The 20,008-nt window shown below is 68.4% G+C and carries 19 protein-coding genes and 1 pseudogene; 15 read left to right on the plus strand and 5 right to left on the minus strand.

Annotated features, from left to right (window positions below; all coding sequences use genetic code 11):
* Window positions 1-7 precede the first annotated feature (7 nt).
* Entirely contained in the window at window positions 8-667 is a 660-nt protein-coding gene (locus tag H0B54_RS02995; RefSeq protein WP_188259157.1) for an alpha/beta hydrolase, read from the minus strand.
* A 210-nt stretch (window positions 668-877) separates the two neighbouring features.
* Here H0B54_RS02995 and H0B54_RS03000 point away from each other — a divergent pair, with 210 nt between their 5' ends.
* The 5 genes from H0B54_RS03000 to H0B54_RS03020 all read left to right on the plus strand — a co-directional run bounded on the left by H0B54_RS03000 (window position 878) and on the right by H0B54_RS03020 (window position 3,800).
* The gene (locus tag H0B54_RS03000) at window positions 878-1,084 is read left to right on the plus strand and encodes a hypothetical protein (protein ID WP_038526580.1); all 207 of its coding nucleotides are present in this window, start codon (window positions 878-880) and stop codon (window positions 1,082-1,084) included.
* A 79-nt stretch (window positions 1,085-1,163) separates the two neighbouring features.
* Window positions 1,164-1,598, plus strand: coding sequence for a DUF3775 domain-containing protein (locus H0B54_RS03005; RefSeq protein WP_188259158.1), 435 nt, complete (start codon window positions 1,164-1,166; stop codon window positions 1,596-1,598).
* The gene (locus H0B54_RS03010) at window positions 1,595-2,332 is read left to right on the plus strand and encodes an SRPBCC family protein (RefSeq protein WP_188259159.1); all 738 of its coding nucleotides are present in this window, start codon (window positions 1,595-1,597) and stop codon (window positions 2,330-2,332) included. The genes H0B54_RS03005 and H0B54_RS03010 overlap by 4 nt, the downstream gene beginning before the upstream one ends.
* Complete coding sequence (locus tag H0B54_RS03015; protein WP_188259160.1) at window positions 2,329-3,504, plus strand: zinc-dependent alcohol dehydrogenase; 1,176 nt, start codon at window positions 2,329-2,331, stop codon at window positions 3,502-3,504. Before H0B54_RS03010 ends, H0B54_RS03015 begins: the two co-directional genes overlap by 4 nt.
* Before the next feature lie 41 nt (window positions 3,505-3,545).
* Complete coding sequence (locus H0B54_RS03020; protein WP_094301997.1) at window positions 3,546-3,800, plus strand: hypothetical protein; 255 nt, start codon at window positions 3,546-3,548, stop codon at window positions 3,798-3,800.
* A 4-nt stretch (window positions 3,801-3,804) separates the two neighbouring features.
* Here H0B54_RS03020 and H0B54_RS03025 read toward each other — a convergent pair whose 3' ends face one another.
* Window positions 3,805-4,551 (minus strand): ThuA domain-containing protein, encoded by a 747-nt coding sequence (locus H0B54_RS03025; RefSeq protein ID WP_188259161.1) that lies wholly within the window; start codon window positions 4,549-4,551, stop codon window positions 3,805-3,807.
* Between the two features lie 182 nt (window positions 4,552-4,733).
* On the opposite strand from H0B54_RS03025, the gene treZ reads away from it, so the two are divergent.
* The 5 genes from treZ (at window position 4,734) to H0B54_RS03050 (ending at window position 11,438) form a co-directional block, all read left to right on the plus strand.
* Window positions 4,734-6,632: a malto-oligosyltrehalose trehalohydrolase gene (gene treZ / locus H0B54_RS03030; protein WP_188259162.1), complete on the plus strand. Its 1,899-nt coding sequence runs from the start codon at window positions 4,734-4,736 to the stop codon at window positions 6,630-6,632.
* The gene (locus tag H0B54_RS03035) at window positions 6,625-8,682 is read left to right on the plus strand and encodes an amylo-alpha-1,6-glucosidase (protein WP_188259163.1); all 2,058 of its coding nucleotides are present in this window, start codon (window positions 6,625-6,627) and stop codon (window positions 8,680-8,682) included. Before treZ ends, H0B54_RS03035 begins: the two co-directional genes overlap by 8 nt.
* Window positions 8,683-8,944: 262 nt before the next feature.
* A complete protein-coding gene (locus H0B54_RS03040) occupies window positions 8,945-10,111 on the plus strand; it encodes a PAS domain-containing sensor histidine kinase (protein WP_188259164.1) in 1,167 nt (388 codons plus the stop codon).
* A 637-nt stretch (window positions 10,112-10,748) separates the two neighbouring features.
* On the plus strand, window positions 10,749-10,958 hold the full coding sequence (locus H0B54_RS03045; protein ID WP_188259165.1) for a hypothetical protein: 210 nt from the start codon (window positions 10,749-10,751) through the stop codon (window positions 10,956-10,958).
* A gap of 102 nt (window positions 10,959-11,060) precedes the next feature.
* On the plus strand, window positions 11,061-11,438 hold the full coding sequence (locus H0B54_RS03050; RefSeq protein ID WP_094302003.1) for a hypothetical protein: 378 nt from the start codon (window positions 11,061-11,063) through the stop codon (window positions 11,436-11,438).
* 30 nt (window positions 11,439-11,468) lie between these two features.
* Here the strand turns inward: H0B54_RS03050 and H0B54_RS30385 are convergent, their stop codons facing one another.
* On the minus strand, window positions 11,469-12,791 hold the full coding sequence (locus H0B54_RS30385) for a polysaccharide deacetylase family protein (protein WP_343068882.1): 1,323 nt from the start codon (window positions 12,789-12,791) through the stop codon (window positions 11,469-11,471).
* Between the two features lie 213 nt (window positions 12,792-13,004).
* Between H0B54_RS30385 and H0B54_RS03060 the strand changes: the two genes are divergently transcribed.
* Together H0B54_RS03060 and H0B54_RS03065 are read left to right on the plus strand one after the other, a co-directional pair.
* Window positions 13,005-13,298 carry a DUF2934 domain-containing protein gene (locus H0B54_RS03060; protein ID WP_188259166.1) on the plus strand — a complete coding sequence of 98 codons (294 nt, stop codon included), beginning with the start codon at window positions 13,005-13,007 and terminating at the stop codon, window positions 13,296-13,298.
* A gap of 51 nt (window positions 13,299-13,349) precedes the next feature.
* Window positions 13,350-13,934, plus strand: a complete 585-nt coding sequence (locus H0B54_RS03065; protein ID WP_094302006.1) for an HPF/RaiA family ribosome-associated protein — start codon at window positions 13,350-13,352, stop codon at window positions 13,932-13,934.
* A 72-nt stretch (window positions 13,935-14,006) separates the two neighbouring features.
* On the opposite strand, the gene H0B54_RS03070 is transcribed toward H0B54_RS03065, so the two are convergent.
* Window positions 14,007-15,236 carry a L,D-transpeptidase family protein gene (locus H0B54_RS03070; RefSeq protein ID WP_188259167.1) on the minus strand — a complete coding sequence of 410 codons (1,230 nt, stop codon included), beginning with the start codon at window positions 15,234-15,236 and terminating at the stop codon, window positions 14,007-14,009.
* Window positions 15,237-15,578: 342 nt separating this feature from the next.
* Here H0B54_RS03070 and mepK point away from each other — a divergent pair, with 342 nt between their 5' ends.
* On the plus strand, window positions 15,579-16,175 hold the full coding sequence (mepK, locus tag H0B54_RS03075; protein ID WP_188259168.1) for a peptidoglycan L,D-endopeptidase MepK: 597 nt from the start codon (window positions 15,579-15,581) through the stop codon (window positions 16,173-16,175).
* 172 nt (window positions 16,176-16,347) lie between these two features.
* A complete protein-coding gene (locus H0B54_RS03080) occupies window positions 16,348-17,523 on the plus strand; it encodes a baeRF3 domain-containing protein (RefSeq protein WP_188259169.1) in 1,176 nt (391 codons plus the stop codon).
* 549 nt (window positions 17,524-18,072) lie between these two features.
* On the opposite strand, the pseudogene H0B54_RS03085 reads toward H0B54_RS03080, so the two are convergent.
* Window positions 18,073-18,346: pseudogene (locus H0B54_RS03085) on the minus strand (helix-turn-helix domain-containing protein); the annotation flags it as partial.
* 502 nt (window positions 18,347-18,848) lie between these two features.
* Between H0B54_RS03085 and H0B54_RS03090 the strand changes: the two are divergent.
* A partial coding sequence (locus tag H0B54_RS03090; RefSeq protein WP_188259170.1) for a HAMP domain-containing protein occupies window positions 18,849-20,008 on the plus strand: 1,160 nt, incomplete at its 3' end.

Here is a 20,008-nt window from a genome sequence, read left to right on the forward strand (position 1 = left end):
ATATGCCCTACCGCTCCAGCAGTTGAGCCTTGAGCCAGTCGCGCACCTCGCGGCAGACGGCCTCGGCGGTCTCGTCCAGGCAATGGCCGGCGCCGGGCATCAGCACCAGCTTCTTCGGCTCGCGCGCCATGCGGTGGACGTGAATCGAGCACATCGGCGTCAGCACCTCGTCGGCCTCGCCATGGACCAGCAGCACGGGGCAGCTGAGGTCCGCCACCGCGTCGGTGCCCAGCCCCTGGCTCGCCAAAGTCACTACCGTGCAGACCGCGCCGCGGTTGGAGGCCGCCGCCTGGATCGCCACCGCCCCGCCGAAGGAGTGGCCGACCAGCGCCACATGGTGGATGCCCATCCGGCCGAGGAAGGTCAGGCCGCATAGCGTGTCATAGACCGCCTCGTCCAGCGCGCGCGGGTTGCGGTAGCGGACGCGCAGCGAGGCGATGCCGTCCGCCGTAAGATCCTCCGCCAGCCGCGGATAAAGCCCATGGGCCGGTGAATCGAAGCCGCCACCGACGCCGCCCAGCCAGATGACGCCCAGCGTTCCCGCCGCCTTGTGGCCATCGGGGGCGGCGTAGAGGCGGGCGTCCACGGTGCCGCGGTCGGTGTCCAGGCGCACGGGGGCGAACGTCCCGTCCACGGTTTCGCCGATCTGCGCCGACAGGAGCGGCATGGGTGTTCTCCGGCTTGCCAAGGTCTTGCGGGAGATAACAAGCCACCGGGCATCCGTGTTGCTCCGGAACCTCGCCGCACCGTCTCCGGTTGTGCCGAGAGGCGGTCCGCGACACGGGCTCCTCGACACGGGCTCCTCGACACGGGCCGCGCGCAACGCCCCGCAGCGCCGGGCGCCGCCAATCCGTCCAACCACACCGGGAGAAACCCCATGTCCCGCAGCAACCGCGACACCGAGCAGGAAAAGCACCAGTCTGGCGGCGCCGGAAAGGCGGCCAAGTCCGGCCATGAGGACCCGGACAAGGCCGCCGGCAACAAGCCCGGCCAGAACCAGTCCAGCGGGCAGGGGCGCGAGCGCGGCTCCGGCTCCGGCGGGTCCCGCGGCGCCTCCGACGAGCAGCGCAAACGGGACGGGTAACCGGGGTTCCTCCGCGACGAACCCCCAGCCCGGCTGTTGGCGTCGGGCAAAGCCGTGCAACTGAAAAGAAGTGCGACACATGCTCAAACAGATTTCGGTCGATACCGTGAAGCAGGCCGCCGACCTCGCGTACGAGGCCGTGGCCGACCGCCAGCGTTTCCTCGCGGGAATGCGCAACATCGACCTCGGGGAGCAGCGCAGCGAACGCGGTTCGCGGAACCCGACCGATCTCGACGCTCTCAGCATCCTGTCCTCCGACGCGAGCGGCGCCTTGGACCAGTTGCGCCAGATGCTGGAGGGGCTGTCGCCCGATCAGCGGATGGAGCTGCGCGCCGTCATGCTCGTCGGACGCGGCGATTTCGCCGGGAATCAGTGGGACCGCGCGCTGGACGAGGCCGGGCGGGCGCCCGACGCCACCCATTACACCGACATCGCGGAGCGCATCGACCTGCACGACGACCTGATGAAGGGGCTGTACGAGCTGGACCTGCTGAAGAAGAAGGACGGGCAATGATTAGGGGCCGGGACGGCGGGCGGCGCATGGAGGGCTCCGCCGGGACGCTCGAACGCTGGGCCGCCATTCTGGGCGGCACGGCGGTGGGTTTCGCCGGGGCGCGGCGAGGAAGCTGGGCGCTGGCCGCGCTCGGCGGCGGGCTGTTCCTCGCGGGAGCGGCGGGGGTTCCGCTGTCCAGCCCGCTGCGGCAGGCCGCGCTGCCGGCGCTGCGCCGGGAGCCGACGACCACCCAGGCGAACGTCACGATCGCGGTCCCGGCCGACAAGCTGTTCCGCCACTGGCGCAACGTCCGCCATCTGGCGGCGCTGTTCCCCCACCTCGACGCCGTGGAGATCCTGTCCGACACGGAAAGCCGCTGGAAGGCCCACGGCCCCGGCGGCGTTCCGGTGGTCTGGAACAGCCGGCTGGACAAGGTCCGGGAGAACGAACTCATCACCTGGCACACGCTGGAGGGGGCGGACCTGCCGCACCGCGGCACCGTCCTGTTCCGTCCGGCGCCGGGCGGGCGCGGGACGGAGGTCAGCCTGACGCTGGCCTACCATCCGCCGGGCGGTGCCGGCGGCAACGCCGTGTCCCGCCTGTTCGGCACCGCGCCGGAGCAGCAGGCGCGCGAGGCGCTGCGCCGTCTGAAGCGGATCATGGAGGTCGGTGAGCTTCCCACCATCGACGGCCAGCCGAGCGGGCGGGCCGAGCGGGGGCGGGTGACGTCCAAACTGCGGGAGGTGATGGGATGAGGGCGCTCTGCTGGAACGGCGTGAACGACCTGCGGGTGGAGCGGGTGCCGGACCCCACGATCCTCGGCCCGCAGGACGCGATCATCAAGGTCAACTTGTCTTCGGTCTGCGGGTCGGACCTGCATCTGATCGGCGGTTACGTCCCCACCATGCGGGCCGGCGACATCATCGGCCATGAATTCCTGGGCGAGGTGGTGGAGAAGGGGCCGGAGGTGATGCGGCTGAACCGCGGCGACCGGGTCATCACCGTGTCGATCATCGGCTGCGGCAAATGCTGGCACTGCCAGCACGAGGAATTCTCGCTCTGCGACAACTCCAACCCGCAACCGGCCTTCGAGGAGATGGCCTACGGGCATTGCACCGCGGGCATCGTCGGCTACAGCCACGCCTTCGGCGGCTACGCCGGAAGCCACGCCGAATACATCCGCGTCCCCTTCGCCGACACCAACTGCTTCCGCGTGCCGGAGGGGGTGACGGACGAGCAGGCGGTCTTCGTCTCCGACGCCGTGCCGACCGGCTACATGGCCGCCGACATGGGCAACATCAAGCCGGGCGACGTGGTGGCCGTCTGGGGCTGCGGCGGCGTCGGCCAGATGGCGATGAAGAGCGCCTTCCTGATGGGGGCGGAGCGGGTGATCGGCATCGACCGCTTTCCCGACCGGTTGCGCGCCGCCCAGATGAAGGCGGGGGCGGAGACGCTGGATTACAGCCGCGTCGACATCTACGACGCCCTGCTGGCGATGACCGGCGGGCGCGGTCCGGACGTCTGCATCGACGCCGTGGGCATGGAGGCCGACAGCGGGGCCTCGGGCATCGAGGATCTGTATGACCGCGGCAAGCAGGCCCTGCGGCTGGAGAACGACCGGCCCGCCGTCCTGCGCCAGATGATCCAGTGCTGCCGCAAGGGTGGCACCCTGTCCATCGTCGGCGTCTATGGCGGTCTCATTGACAAGTTCCCCATGGGAGCGGCGATGAACAAGGCGCTGACCTTCCGCATGGGGCAGCAGCACGGCCAGCGCTACGTCAAACGCCTGTTCGAGCACATCGAGAAGGGCGACCTCGATCCCGCCTACCTGCTGACTCACAAATGGGCGTTGGACGACGCGCCCCAGGGCTACCGCATGTTCAAGGAGAAGGCCGACGACTGCATGCGGGTCGTCTTCGCGCCGTGACGGCGGGCCATGATGACGGGCCAAAACAAGGGTGGAAGGCCATGAAGATCGTCTACGCCTACCCGGCGGAGAAGGGGCGCGGCGTCGAGGCGGAGATCGTCGGGGGCTTGCGCGACCGCTGCGGCCACGTCGTCCAGACCGCACGCGAGGAACGCGACGCGGAACGCGGCGGGGCCGCCGATGTCATCGTCACGCTGGAGCTGGATGATGCCCAGCGGGAAACGGCTCTCAACACGTTGCGTGCCCACCCCGCGGTGATCGACGCCGCCGCCGAGAGTTTCGGCGAGCGGGTTTGACCCCTCACGTCCGGTGCGGGATCGGCTCCAGCGGGGTCGCCCGCCGTCCCCGCACCGGCGCCTCCAGCCCCTCCGGCCGCGCGGCCCAGCGGACGGCGTTCAGGATCACGCGCTGGATTTGCGGGTGGTGGTAGGTGGGGTAGGTCTCATGGCCGGGCCGGAAGTAGAAGACGCGGCCCAACCCCCGCCGCCAGCCGCAGCCGCTGCGGAAGACTTCGCCGCCCTGGAACCAACTGAGGAAGACCAGATCGTCGGGCGGTGGCACGTCGAAGGGCTCCCCATACATCTCCTCATGCTCCAACTCGATGCAGTCCGCGATGCCGGCCGCCACGGGGTGGCCGGGGTCGACGACCCACAGCCGTTCCTTCTCCGCCGCCACGCGGTACTTCAGGAAGCAGCCGGTGCCCATCAGCGCCAGGAAGGGCTTGGAAAAATGGCTGGAATGGAGCGCCACCATGCCCATCCCATGCTCGGTCACCCGCCGCTTCACCCGCTCCACCACCGTATCCGAAACCTCGGCATGGGCGCGGTGCCCCCACCAGACCAGAGTGTCGGCGGCGTTCAGCCGTTCCTCGGTCAGGCCGTGCTCCGGCTCGTCCAGCGTGGCGGTCTCCACGGTCAGTCCGGCGGCGCGCAAGGGGGCGGCCAACGCCTCATGAATGCCCCGGGGATAATGGGACCGCACCGTCTCGTCCCGGCGTTCATGAAGGAACTCGTTCCAAATCAGGACGCGCGGCAAGGGGTGCGGCATGGCTGAGGACCTTTCTGGAGGGATGGTGGCGGCTCCAATGGACTCGCCGGTGGGACGAAGGCAGGCGGCGTCTGTTGGGGGCGGTGATTGTAACATTGCGGTAGGGGTGTCCCGTGTCGAGTCCTCCCGATGCAGCGCGTTGCGGTGGTTCGGCCTTCACCGTCCGCCGTTGTCCCATAGGCGTGGAGCCCGCTCCGGGTGACCGGGCACTGGCTCGGGTCTGGGCGCCGGCCTGCCGCAGCGTCCACCTGCTGGTCGGGCCGGAGGAGCGCGCGGTGGCGCTGGACCCGGAAGGCGACGGCTACTTCTCCGCAATGGTGGAGGGGGTGCCGGTGGGCAGCCTCTACCGGTTTCAACTCGACGATGGCCCGGCCTTCCCCGATCCGGCCTCCCGCTTCCAGCCCGACGGGCCGGAAGGACCATCGCAGGTCGTGGATGCGTCCGCCTTCGCCTGGACCGACACCGGCTGGACGGGCTGCGGCCTGCGCGGGCAGGTGGTCTATGAGATGCACATCGGCACGTTCACGCCGGAGGGCACCTGGGAGGCGGCGGCGCGCGAACTGCCGCGCTTGGCGGAACTGGGTGTGACGGTCCTCGAACTCATGCCGGTGGCGGAGTTCCCGGGCCGCTTCGGTTGGGGCTATGACGGGGTGGATCTGTTCGCCCCCACCCGGCTCTACGGCGGGCCGGACGACATGCGGCGCTTTGTGGACCGTGCCCACGCGCTCGGCCTAGCGGTGATTCTGGACGTGGTCTACAACCACCTCGGCCCCAGCGGGAATTTCCTGTCCCGCTTCGCCCCGGACTACTTCTCCACCCGCTACGAGAACGAGTGGGGGGACGCGCTCAACTTCGACGGTCCGAACTGCGGTCCGGTGCGGGAGTTCTTCCGGGCGAACGCCGCCTTCTGGATCGACGAGTACCATCTCGACGGGCTGCGGCTGGACGCCACCCAGCAGATGTTCGACCGCTCCACCCCGCACATCATCCAGGAGATCGGGCAGGCCGTCCGCAAGGCGGCGCGTGGGCGCGGCACCCTGCTGATCGGGGAGAACGAAACCCAGCAAGCCGCCATGGCCACTTCGGTGGAGCGGGGCGGCTGCGGACTGGACGCCCTGTGGAACGACGATTTCCACCACGCGGCGCAGGTCGCGCTGACCGGGCGGAACGAGGCCTATTACACCGACTACCGCGGCACGCCGCAGGAGCTGCTGTCGGCCACCAAGCACGGCTTCCTCTACCAGGGGCAATGGTACCGCTGGCAGGGCAAGCGGCGGGGCTCGCCGGCTTACGGGCTGCCGCGACCGGCCTTCGTCACCTTCCTCCAGAACCACGACCAGATCGCCAATTCGGGCCGCGGACAACGGGTCCATGCCCTGACCACGCCGGGGCGCTTCCGGGCGCTGACCGCGCTGACCCTGCTCGGTCCCGGCACGCCGATGCTGTTCCAGGGGCAGGAGTTCGCGGCCAGCGCGCCTTTCCACTACTTCGCCGACCACGAACCCGATCTGGCCGCCCAGGTGGAAACGGGACGGGCGGAGTTCCTGTCCCAGTTTCCCAGCCTTGCCACCCCCGCCATGCGCGCCCGCCTGACGCGCCCGCAGGACGAGGAGACCTTCCGGCGCAGCAAGCTCGACCACGCGGAACGGGACACCCACGCGGAAGTCTGGGCACTGCACCGCGACCTTCTGCGCCTGCGCCGGGAGGACCCGGTGTTCCGCGCCCAGGGCGACGGCGGGCTGGACGGCGCCGTGCTGGGGGAGGAGGCGTTCGTCCTGCGCTTCTTCGGGCCGGGAGGGGACGGGGACGACCGGCTGCTGCTGGTCAATCTGGGCCGCGACCTGCGGCTGGACGTCCTGCCGGAACCGCTGCTGGCGCCGCCGGTTGGCAGGGAATGGACGCCGCTGTGGTCCAGCGAGGCTCCCCGCTACGGTGGCTGCGGCATCATCCCGCCGGAGTCGCCAGACGGCAGTTGGCGGCTTCCCGGCCATGCGGCGGTCGTCCTGACCGTCAAGGACGTCGTTCCAGACGGGGAACGGGCCGAAGGCCACGGCGCAAGCGCTCAGGAGACCCATGGCTGATTTTATCCGCAAGATCACGCGCGACACCCTGCGATCCGCGCCGGATGCCGCGCTGTCCCGCGAGTGGCTGGTTGCCAACGGCTTGGGCGGTTACGCCTCCTCCTCCCTGTCGGGAGCGGTGACGCGTCGGTATCACGGGTTGCTGGTGGCAGCCCTGCCGGCGCCGCTGGGCCGGGTGGTGATGCTGAGCCAGCTCAACGACGTGCTGATCCAGCCGGACGGAACCGAGCGGCGGCTGACCGTCCACAACCCGCAGGCGGACCATTGGCCCGACCCGAATTACCCGTCGGACGCCGCCCCTTCCGGCCTCGCCGAGTTCCGCATGGAATCCGGATTGCCGGTCTGGCGCTATGAATTCGGCGACGTGGTGATCGAGAAGCAGATCGTGCTGCCGCACCTGCAGAACATCGTCCATGTCACCTACCGGGTGGTCAAGGCGCCGCAGCCGATCTGCCTGCGGCTCCGTCCGGTGATGGCCTTCCGCAAGCTGGAATCGGCGGTGGACGAGCCGCTGGCCCGCGACTATCGCGTCACCGCCCGCGGTCACGAGTACGAGGTCTGGGCCGGTCCGGAGCTGCCGGTGCTGCGCATGACCATCGAGGGGGCGGAGCTTCCCCTGACCCTGGACGGCGGGGCGCGGCGCGACATCGTCTATCCGGTGGAGGCGGAGCGCGGCTACGAATCGCGCGGTTCGTTGTGGACGCCCGGCTATTTCAGCGGTCCGCTCAGCCAGGGCCAGACGCTGAGCTTCGTCGCGGCGACGGAGCCCTGGCAACGGCTGTGGGCGCTGCCCCCTTCCGACGTCCTGCGCTTCGAGAAGGAACGGCGCCGCCGCATTGTCGGGACGGCGCACCGCTCGTTGCGCGAAGGAGCGATGGCGGAGCTGGTGCTGTCGGCGGACAGCTTCCTGTTCGTGCCGGCGGGCCGCGTCGCCGACCAGATGCGCGCCCGCGCCGAGGGGGACGAGGTGCGCACGGTGATCGCCGGCTACCACTGGTTCACCGACTGGGGCCGCGACACCATGATCAGCCTGGAGGGGCTGACCCTGACCACCGGGCGCCATATGGAGGCCGGCTGGATTCTGCGCACCTTCGCGCATTACATCCGCGACGGGTTGATCCCCAACATGTTCCCCGACGGCAAGGACGAAGGGCTGTACCACACCGCCGACGCCACCCTGTGGTTCTTCCACGCGCTGAACCGCTACGTCCGCGCGACCGGCGACCGGCACACGCTGCAACTGCTGCTGCCCCGGCTGGTCGAGGTGATCGACCATCACCGGCGCGGCACCCGCTTCGGCATCGCCGTGGACCCTGGAGACGGGCTGCTGCGCCAGGGGCGGGAGGGCTACCAGCTCACCTGGATGGACGCGAAGGTCGAGGATTGGGTGGTCACGCCGCGCCGCGGCAAGGCGGTGGAGATCAACGCGCTCTGGTACAACGCGCTGCGCCTGACCGCCGGCTGGCTGGCGGAGGAGGGGGACGCCCAAGCGGCCCGCCCGCTCGAGGAGCTGGCGGAACAGGCCCGCGCCTCCTTCAACGCGCGCTTCTGGTGCGCCCAGGCCGGTCATCTGTACGACGTGGTGGATGGGGAGCGCGGGGATGACGACGCTTGCCGGCCCAACCAGATTTTCGCCGTCTCGCTCGACAACCCGGTGCTGGACCACGGCCGTTGGGAGCCGGTGGTGGAGACGGTGCGGCAACGGCTGCTGACCCCGGTCGGGCTGCGCTCGCTGGCGCCGGGGCAGCGCGACTACAAACCGAAATACTTCGGCGACCTGCGCGCCCGCGACGCCGCCTATCACCAGGGCACGGTCTGGGGGTGGCTGATCGGTCCCTATGTCGATGCGTGGCTGAAGCTGCATCCGGAGGACAAGGCGGGGGCGCGGGAGCTGCTCCAGGGCTTCCTGCCGCATCTGGACCAGGCGGGGATCGGCACCATCTCCGAGATCTTCGACGCCGAGCCGCCCTTCAGCCCGCGCGGCTGCATCTCGCAGGCCTGGAGCGTGGCGGAAGTCCTGCGCTGCTGGGCGGCGACGGCCGAGGATTGATGAGGCCGCCATCCTCAACACGAAGCCTATGAAAAGCGTCATAAGAACTTAAGGAGAGAGGACACGAAAGCCGCTTGGTTACCGATCGGAAAGCAGAAGCGCGGGAAAGCGCGAATCGATGACGGCTCTATAACATTGGCGAAACCCACATTTTGTTGAAGGTTTCTGCCGCCCGTGCCTATCATTGGTGGCGGGTCGAAAAGAAAATGCACGAACACACGGCCGTGTGACCGACCCGCACAGGATGATGACGGGAGGGGTCATGCTGGCACTGCTGTCGAAGCCCACGCGCCCGGCGGTTGATTGGGGCGGCTTGAGCCGGCGGATTCTGGACCAGAGCGCGCAGGCCTGTTGGGTGGTGGATCGCGAACTGGTCACCGTCGGCGTCAACCCGGCGCTGTGCGCGTTGCTCGGTTACCGGGCCGGCGAGCTGGTCGGAACCCACCTGCTGGCCTATGTGGCCGAAAGCAGCCGGAGCGTCCTGGAACGGCAGGCGGCCATCCGCGACCTGACCCCGCACCGCAGCTACGACGTCACCCTGATCCGCTCCGACGGGACGCCGCTCCGCGCGATCTTCAACGACTCGCGGCTGGACGGCGAGGACGGCGGGTCGGCGCCGGGCTTCTGCATCTTCGTCACCGACATCACCCGCCGTTTCGAAGAGGAGACGCAGCGCGCTCTGCGGGTCGACCAGTTGGCGGACGCGGTCGCGCGCATGAACCGCTTCCTCGGGCAGATCTGCCAGGAGCTGAAGGACCCGCTGAGCGCCATCCTCGGCGCGACGCAGATGATTTCCTCCGACGTGGCGTTTCCCGACCCGGCGGGCGGCGGCCCCGGCCAGGGGACCGCGCATCTGGGCGCCTACGCGGCGCTGTGCAGCGACGCCGGGCGGCAGATGATGCGGACCATCGAGAATTTATCGCTGTGGTCCCGCCTGCAATTGAATCAGGTGCCGTTGGACCTGCGGGTCTATGAACTGGGCGGCCTGCTCCAGGACGTGCTGGAGGAGCTGGAGCCGCGCGCCCGCTCGCGCGACATCCTGATCGTCAACCGCATCGTCGCCACCCCGGTGCTGGGCGACCTGTTCGCGCTGAACACGGTGCTGAAGCATTTGATCGAGAACGCGGTGCGCTTTTCCCCCTCGGGAAGCATCGTCATGCTGTCCGCCGCCCTGGCGGACGGGGGGGTGACCGTGCGGGTCCAGGACAACGGGCTGGGCATCCCGGAGGACCTGCAGCCCCATCTGTTCCGCATCGACCCACCCCATGCCGCCCCCGGTGCCGACGGAGAAATGGGGAGCGGCCTTGGCCTGCTGATCTGCAAGGCTCTGGTGGAGCGCATGGGCGGCGGCATCCGCGTCTTCAGCAAGGTGGGCGGCGGAACCGCGGTCACCGTGACCCTGACCCGGGGATCCTGCACCGGATTGTAATACGGGCGAATGGATGGTTGGGCAAACCATGTCCGCCGCTTGGGGGAATGTCGGCGGGATCGGGGTGCCTCATGCGGGGAATCCGAACATTCAGTTGTCAACAGGGCACAGACCCGCGCGAAATTGCCGCGTGGGCTGTCGGGCAGCAGAATCCAATTGACAGGCGTGAGCGCTGCAACACCTTCCGGAATCTGGAAAGGCAATGCATTTCAATGGTTTGTGTGACATGCCCAAAAATTAGGCAAATCGCGCTATGGCCTTGTCGCGCTTGACTCGAATCGGAAAAAGCCGGGCCTTGTCAACACAGTTATCCACAGACTCTGTGGAGAGCCTACGCGGGAGGTGAAGGGAGCGTTCCCCAGCCCATAACCTTTGGCGGGAGGGCCGTCCAATCAGAATAAGTACTTCAGATTTTAGGCTCCGCGCATTTTCGCCGCTATAGTGGTCGCGCTTCATCCCGCCGTATTGCCCCAATCCAACCGGCGCCGGATGAGCAGTGACGGGAGGAGTGCCCATGCTGGATGTCTATGGGACGTCTTGCCCGGCGGCGCGTCCACGATGGTCATGGCGCGCGGCGACCGGCGAGTCACGAGGCCGAGGCCGGCAAGGATTTGTCGGGCCGGCGCTGGCGGCGGCGATGCTGTCGGCGTTGATTCTCCATCTGCTGCTGACCCTTGCCGCACATTTGGGCGGGGCCGACGCGGCGGGTGTGCTGACGGTGGCGGCTGGCATGGCCGCGGTCTTGGCGATCCTGCTGCCCTTCACCCTGCTGTGCGTCCGGCGGGCGCTGGACGCCCTGTCCGCCGGAGCGGAGCGACGGAGGGATGTGGCCTTGCCTCAGGGTTGAAGCGCCGCCGTTCGGGGAAATCCCGATTGCCCCCTTCTGGAAGTCCGCGCATAAAGTGGTGACGCCGTGGCGATGAACGGCGCTGTTCGGCGGGGGCTGTGCATGGGGTTGTTCGATTTTCTCAAGGTGACCGTCAAGGATGAGAAGAAGGCGGCGCCGCGCCGGCCCAATCCATCCAATGGCCCGTCCGCCGGTTCGGCCAACGTGATCGAGTTCGACGGCAAGAGCTTTCCGTTGGCGGGGGTCAGCCACAAGGGCTTCGTGGCGACCGGCTTCGACGGGTCCCTGATCCCCAGCCAGACCGCGCGGATCAGCGTGCGGATCGACGATGCCTGCGGAAAGTTCTCCTTCGCCGCCACCGTGACCATCGAGGAGGTCAAGGGTGGGTCGGTGTCCGGCGCCTGGAACATGCTGCCGCCGGAGGTCGAGGCGACCATCCGCAAGTACCTGCAAATCCGCAAGCAGAAGACCGGAAAGTAAGGGCCTCGACCCGGCTGCGGCCGGCGCCGCTCAGTTGGCGGCGCGCAGAGGTGTGTCGCCGGCCTTCGCCCCGGCCTTCACTCCAGCGTTCACGCCAGCATTGACCAGGGTCGGGGCCATGACCGTGGCCGGCGTGGCGATCTGGTGCATCCGCTCGATCCAATCCGACAGGGTGACGAACTCGCAGCCCTTCGCCCGCATCGCGGCGATCACGCGGGGCAGGGCGTTGAGGGTGGACGGGTAGGTGGAATGCAGCAGCAGCACGCTGCCGGTCCCGGCCTCGGTCTTCACGTGCTGCACGATGCGGTCGGGGTCGCGGACCTGCCAGTCGCGGGTGTCCACGGTCCACAGCACCGGGCTCATGCTCTCCTCGCGGGCGATGGCCAGCAAATCCGGCGTGTAGCGCCCATAGGGTGGACGGAACAGCACCGGGTTGGCGCCGAACCCGCGCAGGATGCGGTTGGCCTCGGCGATTTCGTGGCGCTGCGCGTCGGGGTCCATGGCGCGCAGGTCGGCGTGGGTCAGGCTGTGGTTGCCGATCTCATGCCCGGCGGCGATGAAATCGCGGATCACCTCGCCCTGATTCTCGGCGACGCTGGCGACCGGGAAATAGGTCGCGGGGATCTTCTCGCGGTTCAGCACGTCCAGGATCTGGCGGGTGACCACCCGGTGCGGCCCGTCGTCGAAAGTGAGGGCGCAGAGGTTCCAGCCCTCCTCCTTCAGCGTCGCCGGCATGACGTCGAGCGCCGTGTCGGGGATCACCGCGCCCAGCCGGCCCTTGCGGCGGCCGGACTTCTCGATGGCGGCCATGGTCCGGGCGGCTTCCGGGGGGTAGGTGATCGCGACGTCGGCCTTGCCGTCGCCAGCGGGGCGGGGCGGGGCGAGTTGCGCGCTGTCGGCGGGCGGCTTGGTCTCCGGCGCCTGAAGCGGCGCCTGAAGCGGCGCCTGGGGCGGCACAGGCAGGGGGGCCGCGTCGAGGACGAGGCAGCCGAACCCGGCACCGAGCATGCGGCGGCACAGCGCCGCCACGTCCAGCCCCACCGGGGCGGTGGCCCGCAACGCGACGCCCTCGCCCTGGCGCCGCGCGTCGAGCGGAACGACCGCCGGGCTGAGCCCGTCCGCCAGATCGGGCGAGCGGCGGCGCAGGCTGTCCCACGCCCACCAGGCATCCCCCTCCCTTTGGAAAAGGCCGAGTTGCAGCAGCGACGCTCCATCCGCGGCACGGGCGGCGGTATCCGGGAGCGCCAGCAGCACCCCCGCGGCCAGCGGCAGCGCGAACAGAGAGGTGCGGAAGCGGCGCGTGCCCGTGAGGAGGCGGGACGTGAGGGAGCGTCCGTGTTCAGGCCGGTTCACACGTTTATCCTCCGGATCGTCGCCTTCGTCGAATACCACCCCTTCGGGATTAATTCAAACGGCGTGGATTCCGTTGGTTTCCCTGCTCCGACCGTCCCTTGGGGAGGAACCTTCGGTGTTCCGGCCCGGTTGTCGGGAAGCGCCCCGGTTGAAGCTCCATCCCACTGGAGGGCACGGGAGGCGCGGAACGAGAACGGAAAGGAGGCAACCCGGATGGCGGATGATTTGGAAAGCCGGATCAGAGCGCGCGCTCACCAGATCTGGGAGCGCGAAGGCCGTCCGGAGGATCGCGCCGCGGACCACTGGACGCTGGCCAGCGAGGAAATCGCCATCGAGGACAATTACCGGGACACCTTGCGCCCGAACCCGGCCCGCGGCCCCGACGACACCGCCGAGCGGACCGAGCCGGTCGAACCGGTGCTGAGCATGGAAAACCAAGGCGAGATGCCGGGCATCGCCGACCAGGGCGAGGAGTTCCGCATTCCCGGCCGAGCCCGCGACTCCTGAACGCGGCCCGCGTCGCGCCGCTTTCCTCACGTCGTGCTTAAAGAGGACCCCATGGACACGAACCTGGAAATCGCCTTCCACAACATGGACTCCCAGCCGGAGCTGGAGGCCTACATCCGCGAACGGGCGGAGAAGACGGAAAAGCTGTTCGACCGTCTGGTCGGCATGCGGGTCGCCGTGGAAGCCCAGCACCGCCAGCACAAGACCGGCAACGTCTTCGACGTCCACATCGAGCTGATGGTGCCGGGCCAGGACATCGTGGTCAGCCGCAAGCCGAACAAGGCGAAGGAGCGCTACGCCAATCCCGACGTCCGGACGTCAATCCGCGACGCCTTCGAAGCCGCAGAGCGGCAGTTGAAGGAATACAAGGACAAGATGCGCCGCGATGTGAAGGTCCACGATCCGGAGCAGCCGGGCCGCGTCTCGCAGCTCAACCCGAACGAGGATCATGGCTTCATCACGACCAACACCGGGACGCAGCTCTATTTCCACCGGAACAGCTGCCTGAACGTGGACATGGACCAGCTCAAGACGGGCGACCCCGTGAAATACGTGGAGACCATTGGCGATACCGGCCCGACTGCCTCCAAGGTCTGGCGCGCGTCCGGGTCCGACACCGAACTGCGGGCCACTTGACGAGAAAGCCCCCGCCGACCGGCGGGGGCGTTTTTCTTTGGGCGCCTTTTCTTTGGGCGCCTTTTCTTTGGGCTAGGCCCTCTGGGCCGGGGGCCGCGGGTCGGCCGAGGTGGGGCCGGTCGGGTCCGGCACCGCGGCGGGGACGGTGTCCTCGTTCAGGTCGTAGATGTCCGGGTGCAGGCGGACGGCGTCGCGCTCGTCCACCGTCGCGGTCCAGTAGACGAAGCGCACCGGCACCGGCTGGGTCAGCTTGATCCATTGCGGCTCCTGCCGGTCCAGCATGCGGTCGAGCCGCGCCGTGGAAACATGCTCGGTCGCCAGCAGAGCCTCGGCCATGCCGCGCGCATCCTCCAGGCGGACGCAACCGGAGCTGACGGTGCGGATCTCGCGGTCGAACAGCCTTGGCTCGTTGGTGCCGTGCAGATAGATGTTGTAGGGGTTGGTCATGTTGAAACGGTACCGGCCCAGCGCGTTGTGGTCCCCCGGCTGCTGGACGATCCGCACGCGGCGCGGCGAGACGTTGCGCCAGTCCACAATGGCCGGCTCCACCGGGGCGCCGTCCAGATAGACCACCGCGTTCGCGATTCCCGGCGTGCCTTTGGCCCGCAGCAGGGGCAGCTTGTCTTCCTTCAGGACGGTGGGCGGCACGGTCCAGGTCGGGTTGACGATGACGTGGGTGATCTGGTCCTGGAGCAGCGGAGTCTCGCGCGACGGGCGCCCGACGATCGAGCGCATGGTCAATGCCTCCTCCCCGTCGCGGACCAACGTGGTGGTCTGGCTGGGCAGGTTCACCAGGATCACCGTGTCCGGGGCGGTGTCACGCAAGGCGCGCATGGACAGTGCGCTGCGCCGCATCTGAGCGGCCGCCTCATGCGGACTGCGGTCCAGCGCCACCCGCGTGCCTCCGCCGACCAGCCCGTCCACCTTCATGCGCTGGCTGAATTGGAAGGCGCGCACCGCGGTGTCCACCTCCTCATCGAGCAGATCGCCTTGGCGCGCCCGGTCGAGGAAGCCCAGTTCGGCCAAGCGCTGCGTCAGCCGCTCCACGCGCTCGCCGCTGCTGCCCTTCTTCAGGAGCGGTCCGGACCCGATGCGGGTGACGGCGCGCTCCGGCTCGGCTTCCAGCGCCGTCGCGGCGGCGTCGAGCCGGTCGGCCCATCCGGTCAGCGTGTCGCGGTAAGAGGCCGCCTCGGCGGTGGCTTGGGTGGAGGCCGTGCCGGCGACCACGGACAGCGCCAGCGTCAGCGCGGCCAGGACCGGCGTCGGCCAGCGTCGGTCGGTAAGCGTCTGGGATGCGTGCATGGTCCGTCCTCGGCTGGCGGGAGGTCCGATCCCCCGTTCTTTCAATCGAATGTAGTACGTGAATCCCCGCCCGACGAGGCGGAGACGCGCGTCCACGGGGTCGGGAAATCGGCGTACGGCCTCCGGCCAGGGGTGGAGGTCCCGCGGTGCAGGCACCGGGTGTGGTCGGAGGCCGAATTGTGACCGATTCGGGCCATTTTCGGGTTGATCCTGGTCAAGCCCTAGCCTATAGGAAATAGTCGTTCGCTATGACCACAATATTTTGGTCTTATTCGAACAATCCATAGGGGGTCGTCCGGCGCTGGAACGGTACGGCCCGATCACCAAAATGCATAGGGAGTAATGCTTTTGGGGAATGACGACCGTGCCGCGCCGATGAATGGGCGCGAGACCGGCCGCCGTGGGTTTCTGACCTTCGCCGCCGCGACTCTGACCGCTCTGGCCGTCCCGGCCCTGCTGCCCGCCGCACCGGCCCTTGCGGCCCCCCTGGCTGGCGGCGTCCGCCGACTGGCCCTGCACAACATCAACACCAACGAGCAGTTCAGCGGCGTCTACTGGGCCGATGGCGCTTACCGCCCGGACGCGCTGAAGAAGCTGGACGTGCTGTTGCGCGACCATCGGGCCAAGCAGGTCGGCCGCTACGACCCGCGCCTGTTCGACGTGTTGGCCCGTCTGCACCAGACGCTGGACAGCGATGAGCCCTTCCGGGTCATCTGCGGCTACCGGTCGCGCCGCACCAACGCCATGGCCCGCCGCCGCTCGCGCGGGGTCGCGAAGGAAAGCTACCACACCCGCGGCATGGCCATCGACGTGATGCTGCCGGATGTCGAACTGAAGGCCATCGCCACCGCGGCCCGCGGTATGGAGGCCGGCGGCGTCGGCTACTACCCGCGCAGCGGGTTCGTGCACATCGACACCGGGCCGGTCCGCTCCTGGTGATGTCCCTCTTGTCATGGGCCGAGGTCCGCGTCACGGGCGTCATAGGCTGACTTGCCGTACGCCCTGTTCCGGGCGCCTGCCCAGTCGGTAGGCACCCTGGAACCATGGCCCGACGCGCCGGTTGCTCCAATCGGAATTCCCCGAACGAGCAACACGGAGGGCGACGAAGGCGATGTTCTGCAAACACGATCTGGAACGACTCCTGACCGTCGATGCCGCCCCGGCGGTGTCCATCTTCCTGCCCACCCACATCGCCGGGCGCGACATCCGCCAAGACGTGATCCGGCTGCGCAACCTGCTGTCCAAGGCCCAGGACCAGCTGTGCGAGAAGCACGGCCTGCGCCGGCCCGACGCCGAGGCGTTCCTCAAGCCGGCCTCCGACCTGTTGGAGCAGAACGAGTTCTGGCGTCACATGGACCGCGGTCTGGCCATCTTCCTGGCCAAGGGGGTATCGGCCATCCACCGCGTGCCTGTCGAACTGGCGGAGGAGGTGACCGTCAACTCCCGCTTCACGCTGCGGCCTCTGCTGCCGTTGCTGGCGGACGACGGGGCCTTCATGATCCTGGCCGTCACCGCCGGGCGGGCGCGCCTGTTCTGCGCGACCCGCCACGGCATCGCGGAGGAGGATGCCGGTCTGCCGCAGGGGGTGGCGGAAATCCATGCCGAAACCGATTACCAGAACAACCTGCACTCGGCGCCACCGGCGCGCCATGCCGACCGCACGGACCGCGGCGGTGTATCGATGGTCAAGACGCACAACTTCGGCGAAGATCCTGAAGAGCTGCGCAAGGCCCATCTCATCGAGTATCTCGGGCGGGTCGGCGGCCGTGTGCGGGATCATCTGAAGCCCTTCCGCGGCCCGCTCGTCCTGGTGGCCGACGAGGAGATCCAAGGGCATCTGCGAAAGGACACGCATCTTCAGGGAATGCTGGAGGAGGGGGTCGTGACGAACCCCGACGCCCTGGAGATCGACGACCTGCATCGCCGCGCCTATGCGGTGGTCCGGCCGATGTTCGAGTCGACCCGGCGGACGGCGGTGGAGCGGTTCAACGCCCTGCACGGCGACCGCAACACGGCGGAGCGGACGACGACGCGGGCCGAGGACGTGATGGTGGCGGCGCGCGAGGGGCGGGTCGGGGTTCTTCTGGTGGCCGAGAACGACAAGGTCTGGGGCCACTTCCGGGAGGACTATCACCGGGCCTTCCCGTTGCACCACGAGACGGACGGCGCCATCGACCTCGTCGAGGAGGCCGCCACGGAAACGCTTCTGCGCGGCGGCGAGGTGCATGTGGTGAGCAAGGAGGAATTGCCGTCCGGCGCCTCGACCGCGGCGATTTTGCGCTTCTGATCCTGAGTTCCCGAACTTGTCCGGTAGGCGGGGCGGCGTCCGATGGCGCCGCCCCGTTGTCGTTCCGCCGTCAGGTGGATGCCTTGCTGGGCTTGCCGGCGGGCGCCTTTCCGGCGCGGTAAATATCCGCCGGGTCCCAAACGGCGCCGTGGCGCCGCCGCTTTCCGCCGGGCACCGCATCGGTCTTGATGCGGGGTTTGGCGGTGGCTTTCAGGACCGTCTTGCCGCCCGGCGCCGCTGGGCCGGCCTTCCCGGACACCGGCCCGGTCTTCGATCCAGCCACCGGCGATGACGGGACCGTCAGCACGATCCTCTCTCCGGCGAAGGGAGGTCTCGGCGCGGCGGCCGGGAACGCGGTGTTCGCCACCCCACCGTCCTCGTCCTCCCGCGCGTCGCGCAGGTGGGGCGACAGGGAGCTCAGAAGCGAGAGGAGTTCGTCGCTCACGCTGTCCGGAGCGGCCCGCCAAAGGCGGAGCATGCGCGCTTCGCGGCGGCTGATCGAACTGACACTGATGCGGGCGTCGTCCAACGCCGCCGCATTTGCAGCGGAGGGCTGCGGGTCGTCGTAGCAATCGAAGAAGAAGCTGACCGGAACGTCGAGTACCTGTCCGAGGCGATACAGCGTCCCGGCCGAAATGCGATTGGTGCCGCGTTCGTATTTCTGGACCTGCTGAAAAGTCAGGCCAATGGCTTCGCCCAGCTTTTCCTGGCTCATACCCAGCAAAGTGCGGCGCATGCGCACACGTTGCCCGACATGTGCATCGACCGACCATGATTCGGGCGATCCGCGTCGCCCTCTTTTGCGCACCGCTGGTTCGCTCATGGACCCGGAACTCCAATGCTTGCGAATAAATATGTAGGAATTGAGAATGTTTAGAAGATTGTTCACATAGAACTTTCCGGTGCGCAAGCGGAATCTCTGAAATTACTGGGCGATGGCTATGATTTGGGCATGCATAATGGCATATGGATTCTCCGCCTCCCTTGCCGTCCGGTCAGTTGAAGGCGCTGATTGCGGCGGTTTGCCTGCGTCGCGCGTGACGGTTGCGGGCCTTCCCGCGGTGGCGGGTTGGAAACGAACGGAACGATGGGGCGCGGCCGTGGGGGTGAATATTTCGAATTGTGATGCCTCCAACGCCTTTGGTCGGTGTGGAAACACTTTGATAATCAAATTCGGATAGGTCGGATGAGATAGAGTTCGCGCCACAGGCTGCGCCGGGTCCGGAGTATCGGGCCGGCGGGGACGGTTGGCTGCGATGGTCGGCTGCGGCGGTCGGCGGCGGCGCTCCCCTGCGCCGCTGGGTCGCAATCAAAGGATCAGGTCGATGCAGACAAGCAGTCTGGCGGGGCGCTTCAAGGTCGGGACCCGCATTTACTTTGGTTTCCTTGTGGTGCTGCTGTTGCTGGCGGTGGTGGTCGCCATCGGCGTGCGGGGCCTCGGGGTGGCGCGGGACGGCTTCGAATCCTACGCGGCGGTGAGCAACCATTCGATTCAGGTCAGCTCCATCGACGCGCAGGTCGCCCAGATGCGCCGCCTCGCCCTGACCTTCAACACGTTCGGCGACCCGAAGGTGGCGGATCAGGTGCGCGCCGTCCAGGCGACACTCGTCAAGGATCTGCGCAGCGCGCTCGATGGAACGACCGGCGAGCGCCGCGCCCTGCTGGAGCGGATGAACCAGGTCTTCGCCAACTATGTGGCCGACTTCAACACGCTGGCGGAGCTTCGCCAGCGCCGCGACCGCCTCTACGCCGAGCAGCTCGTCCCGGCGGGGGAGAAGGCGCGCGAGACCGTGACGCAGCTCGTCTCCACCCTGATCGCCGACGGCGAGCACGAGGCGGCGGCCAACGCCGCCCTCGCGCAGGAACAGTTTCTGTTGGCGCGGCTGGCCGCGTCGCGCTTCTTCACCAGCCCGAACGAGTCGATCATCGCGGAAGTGTCGGCTCGCGACGACGCCTTCGGCGAGGCCATCCGCCGGGCGACCGAGCGGCTGAGCAACCCGGCGCGCCGGGCCGCGGCTTCGGCCGCCGAGCAGCTTGCCGACCGCTACGTCTCCCTGTTCCGGGAAACCGCCACCGTCATGCTGGAAAACACCCGGCTGGTCGACGTGATGGGCGCCCGCGGCGTCGAGTTCGCCGACCTGTCGGACCGCACCGTCGCGATCGAGGGCAAGGACCGTGACGGTGTGCTGGCCGAAACCACCGGCAGCATGGACCGCACCCTGTCAGCCAACATGACGATCGCGGCCGGCGCCTTCCTGTTCGGCCTGCTGCTGGCCTGGGCGGTGGCGCGGTCCATCGTGAAGCCGGTCGTGTCGATGACCGAGACGATGACGAACCTCGCTGGCGGCAACCTGACGGTGACCATCCCGGCGCTGGCCAACCGCGACGAGATCGGGCAGATGGCGCAGGCGGTGCAGGTGTTCAAGGACAACGCCATCCAGAAGAAGGCGATGGACGAGGCCGAGCGCGAGCGGCTGGAGGCCGA

The sequence above is a fragment of the Azospirillum tabaci genome, assembly GCF_014596085.1.
Taxonomy (GTDB): Bacteria; Pseudomonadota; Alphaproteobacteria; order Azospirillales; family Azospirillaceae; genus Azospirillum; species Azospirillum tabaci.

Coding starts and splice junctions, on each gene's coding strand:
- H0B54_RS03065 (WP_094302006.1), top strand. CDS start 13,350: ATGGACACGAACCTGGAAATCGCCTTCCACAACATGGACTCCCAGCCG.
- H0B54_RS03040 (WP_188259164.1), top strand. CDS start 8,945: ATGCTGGCACTGCTGTCGAAGCCCACGCGCCCGGCGGTTGATTGGGGC.
- H0B54_RS03010 (WP_188259159.1), top strand. CDS start 1,595: ATGATTAGGGGCCGGGACGGCGGGCGGCGCATGGAGGGCTCCGCCGGG.
- H0B54_RS03020 (WP_094301997.1), top strand. CDS start 3,546: ATGAAGATCGTCTACGCCTACCCGGCGGAGAAGGGGCGCGGCGTCGAG.
- H0B54_RS03080 (WP_188259169.1), top strand. CDS start 16,348: ATGTTCTGCAAACACGATCTGGAACGACTCCTGACCGTCGATGCCGCC.
- H0B54_RS03000 (WP_038526580.1), top strand. CDS start 878: ATGTCCCGCAGCAACCGCGACACCGAGCAGGAAAAGCACCAGTCTGGC.
- H0B54_RS03045 (WP_188259165.1), top strand. CDS start 10,749: ATGCTGTCGGCGTTGATTCTCCATCTGCTGCTGACCCTTGCCGCACAT.
- H0B54_RS03060 (WP_188259166.1), top strand. CDS start 13,005: ATGGCGGATGATTTGGAAAGCCGGATCAGAGCGCGCGCTCACCAGATC.
- H0B54_RS03025 (WP_188259161.1), bottom strand. CDS start 4,551: ATGCCGCACCCCTTGCCGCGCGTCCTGATTTGGAACGAGTTCCTTCAT.
- mepK (WP_188259168.1), top strand. CDS start 15,579: ATGCTTTTGGGGAATGACGACCGTGCCGCGCCGATGAATGGGCGCGAG.
- H0B54_RS02995 (WP_188259157.1), bottom strand. CDS start 667: ATGCCGCTCCTGTCGGCGCAGATCGGCGAAACCGTGGACGGGACGTTC.
- H0B54_RS03035 (WP_188259163.1), top strand. CDS start 6,625: ATGGCTGATTTTATCCGCAAGATCACGCGCGACACCCTGCGATCCGCG.
- H0B54_RS03005 (WP_188259158.1), top strand. CDS start 1,164: ATGCTCAAACAGATTTCGGTCGATACCGTGAAGCAGGCCGCCGACCTC.
- H0B54_RS03070 (WP_188259167.1), bottom strand. CDS start 15,236: ATGCACGCATCCCAGACGCTTACCGACCGACGCTGGCCGACGCCGGTC.
- H0B54_RS03015 (WP_188259160.1), top strand. CDS start 2,329: ATGAGGGCGCTCTGCTGGAACGGCGTGAACGACCTGCGGGTGGAGCGG.
- H0B54_RS03050 (WP_094302003.1), top strand. CDS start 11,061: ATGGGGTTGTTCGATTTTCTCAAGGTGACCGTCAAGGATGAGAAGAAG.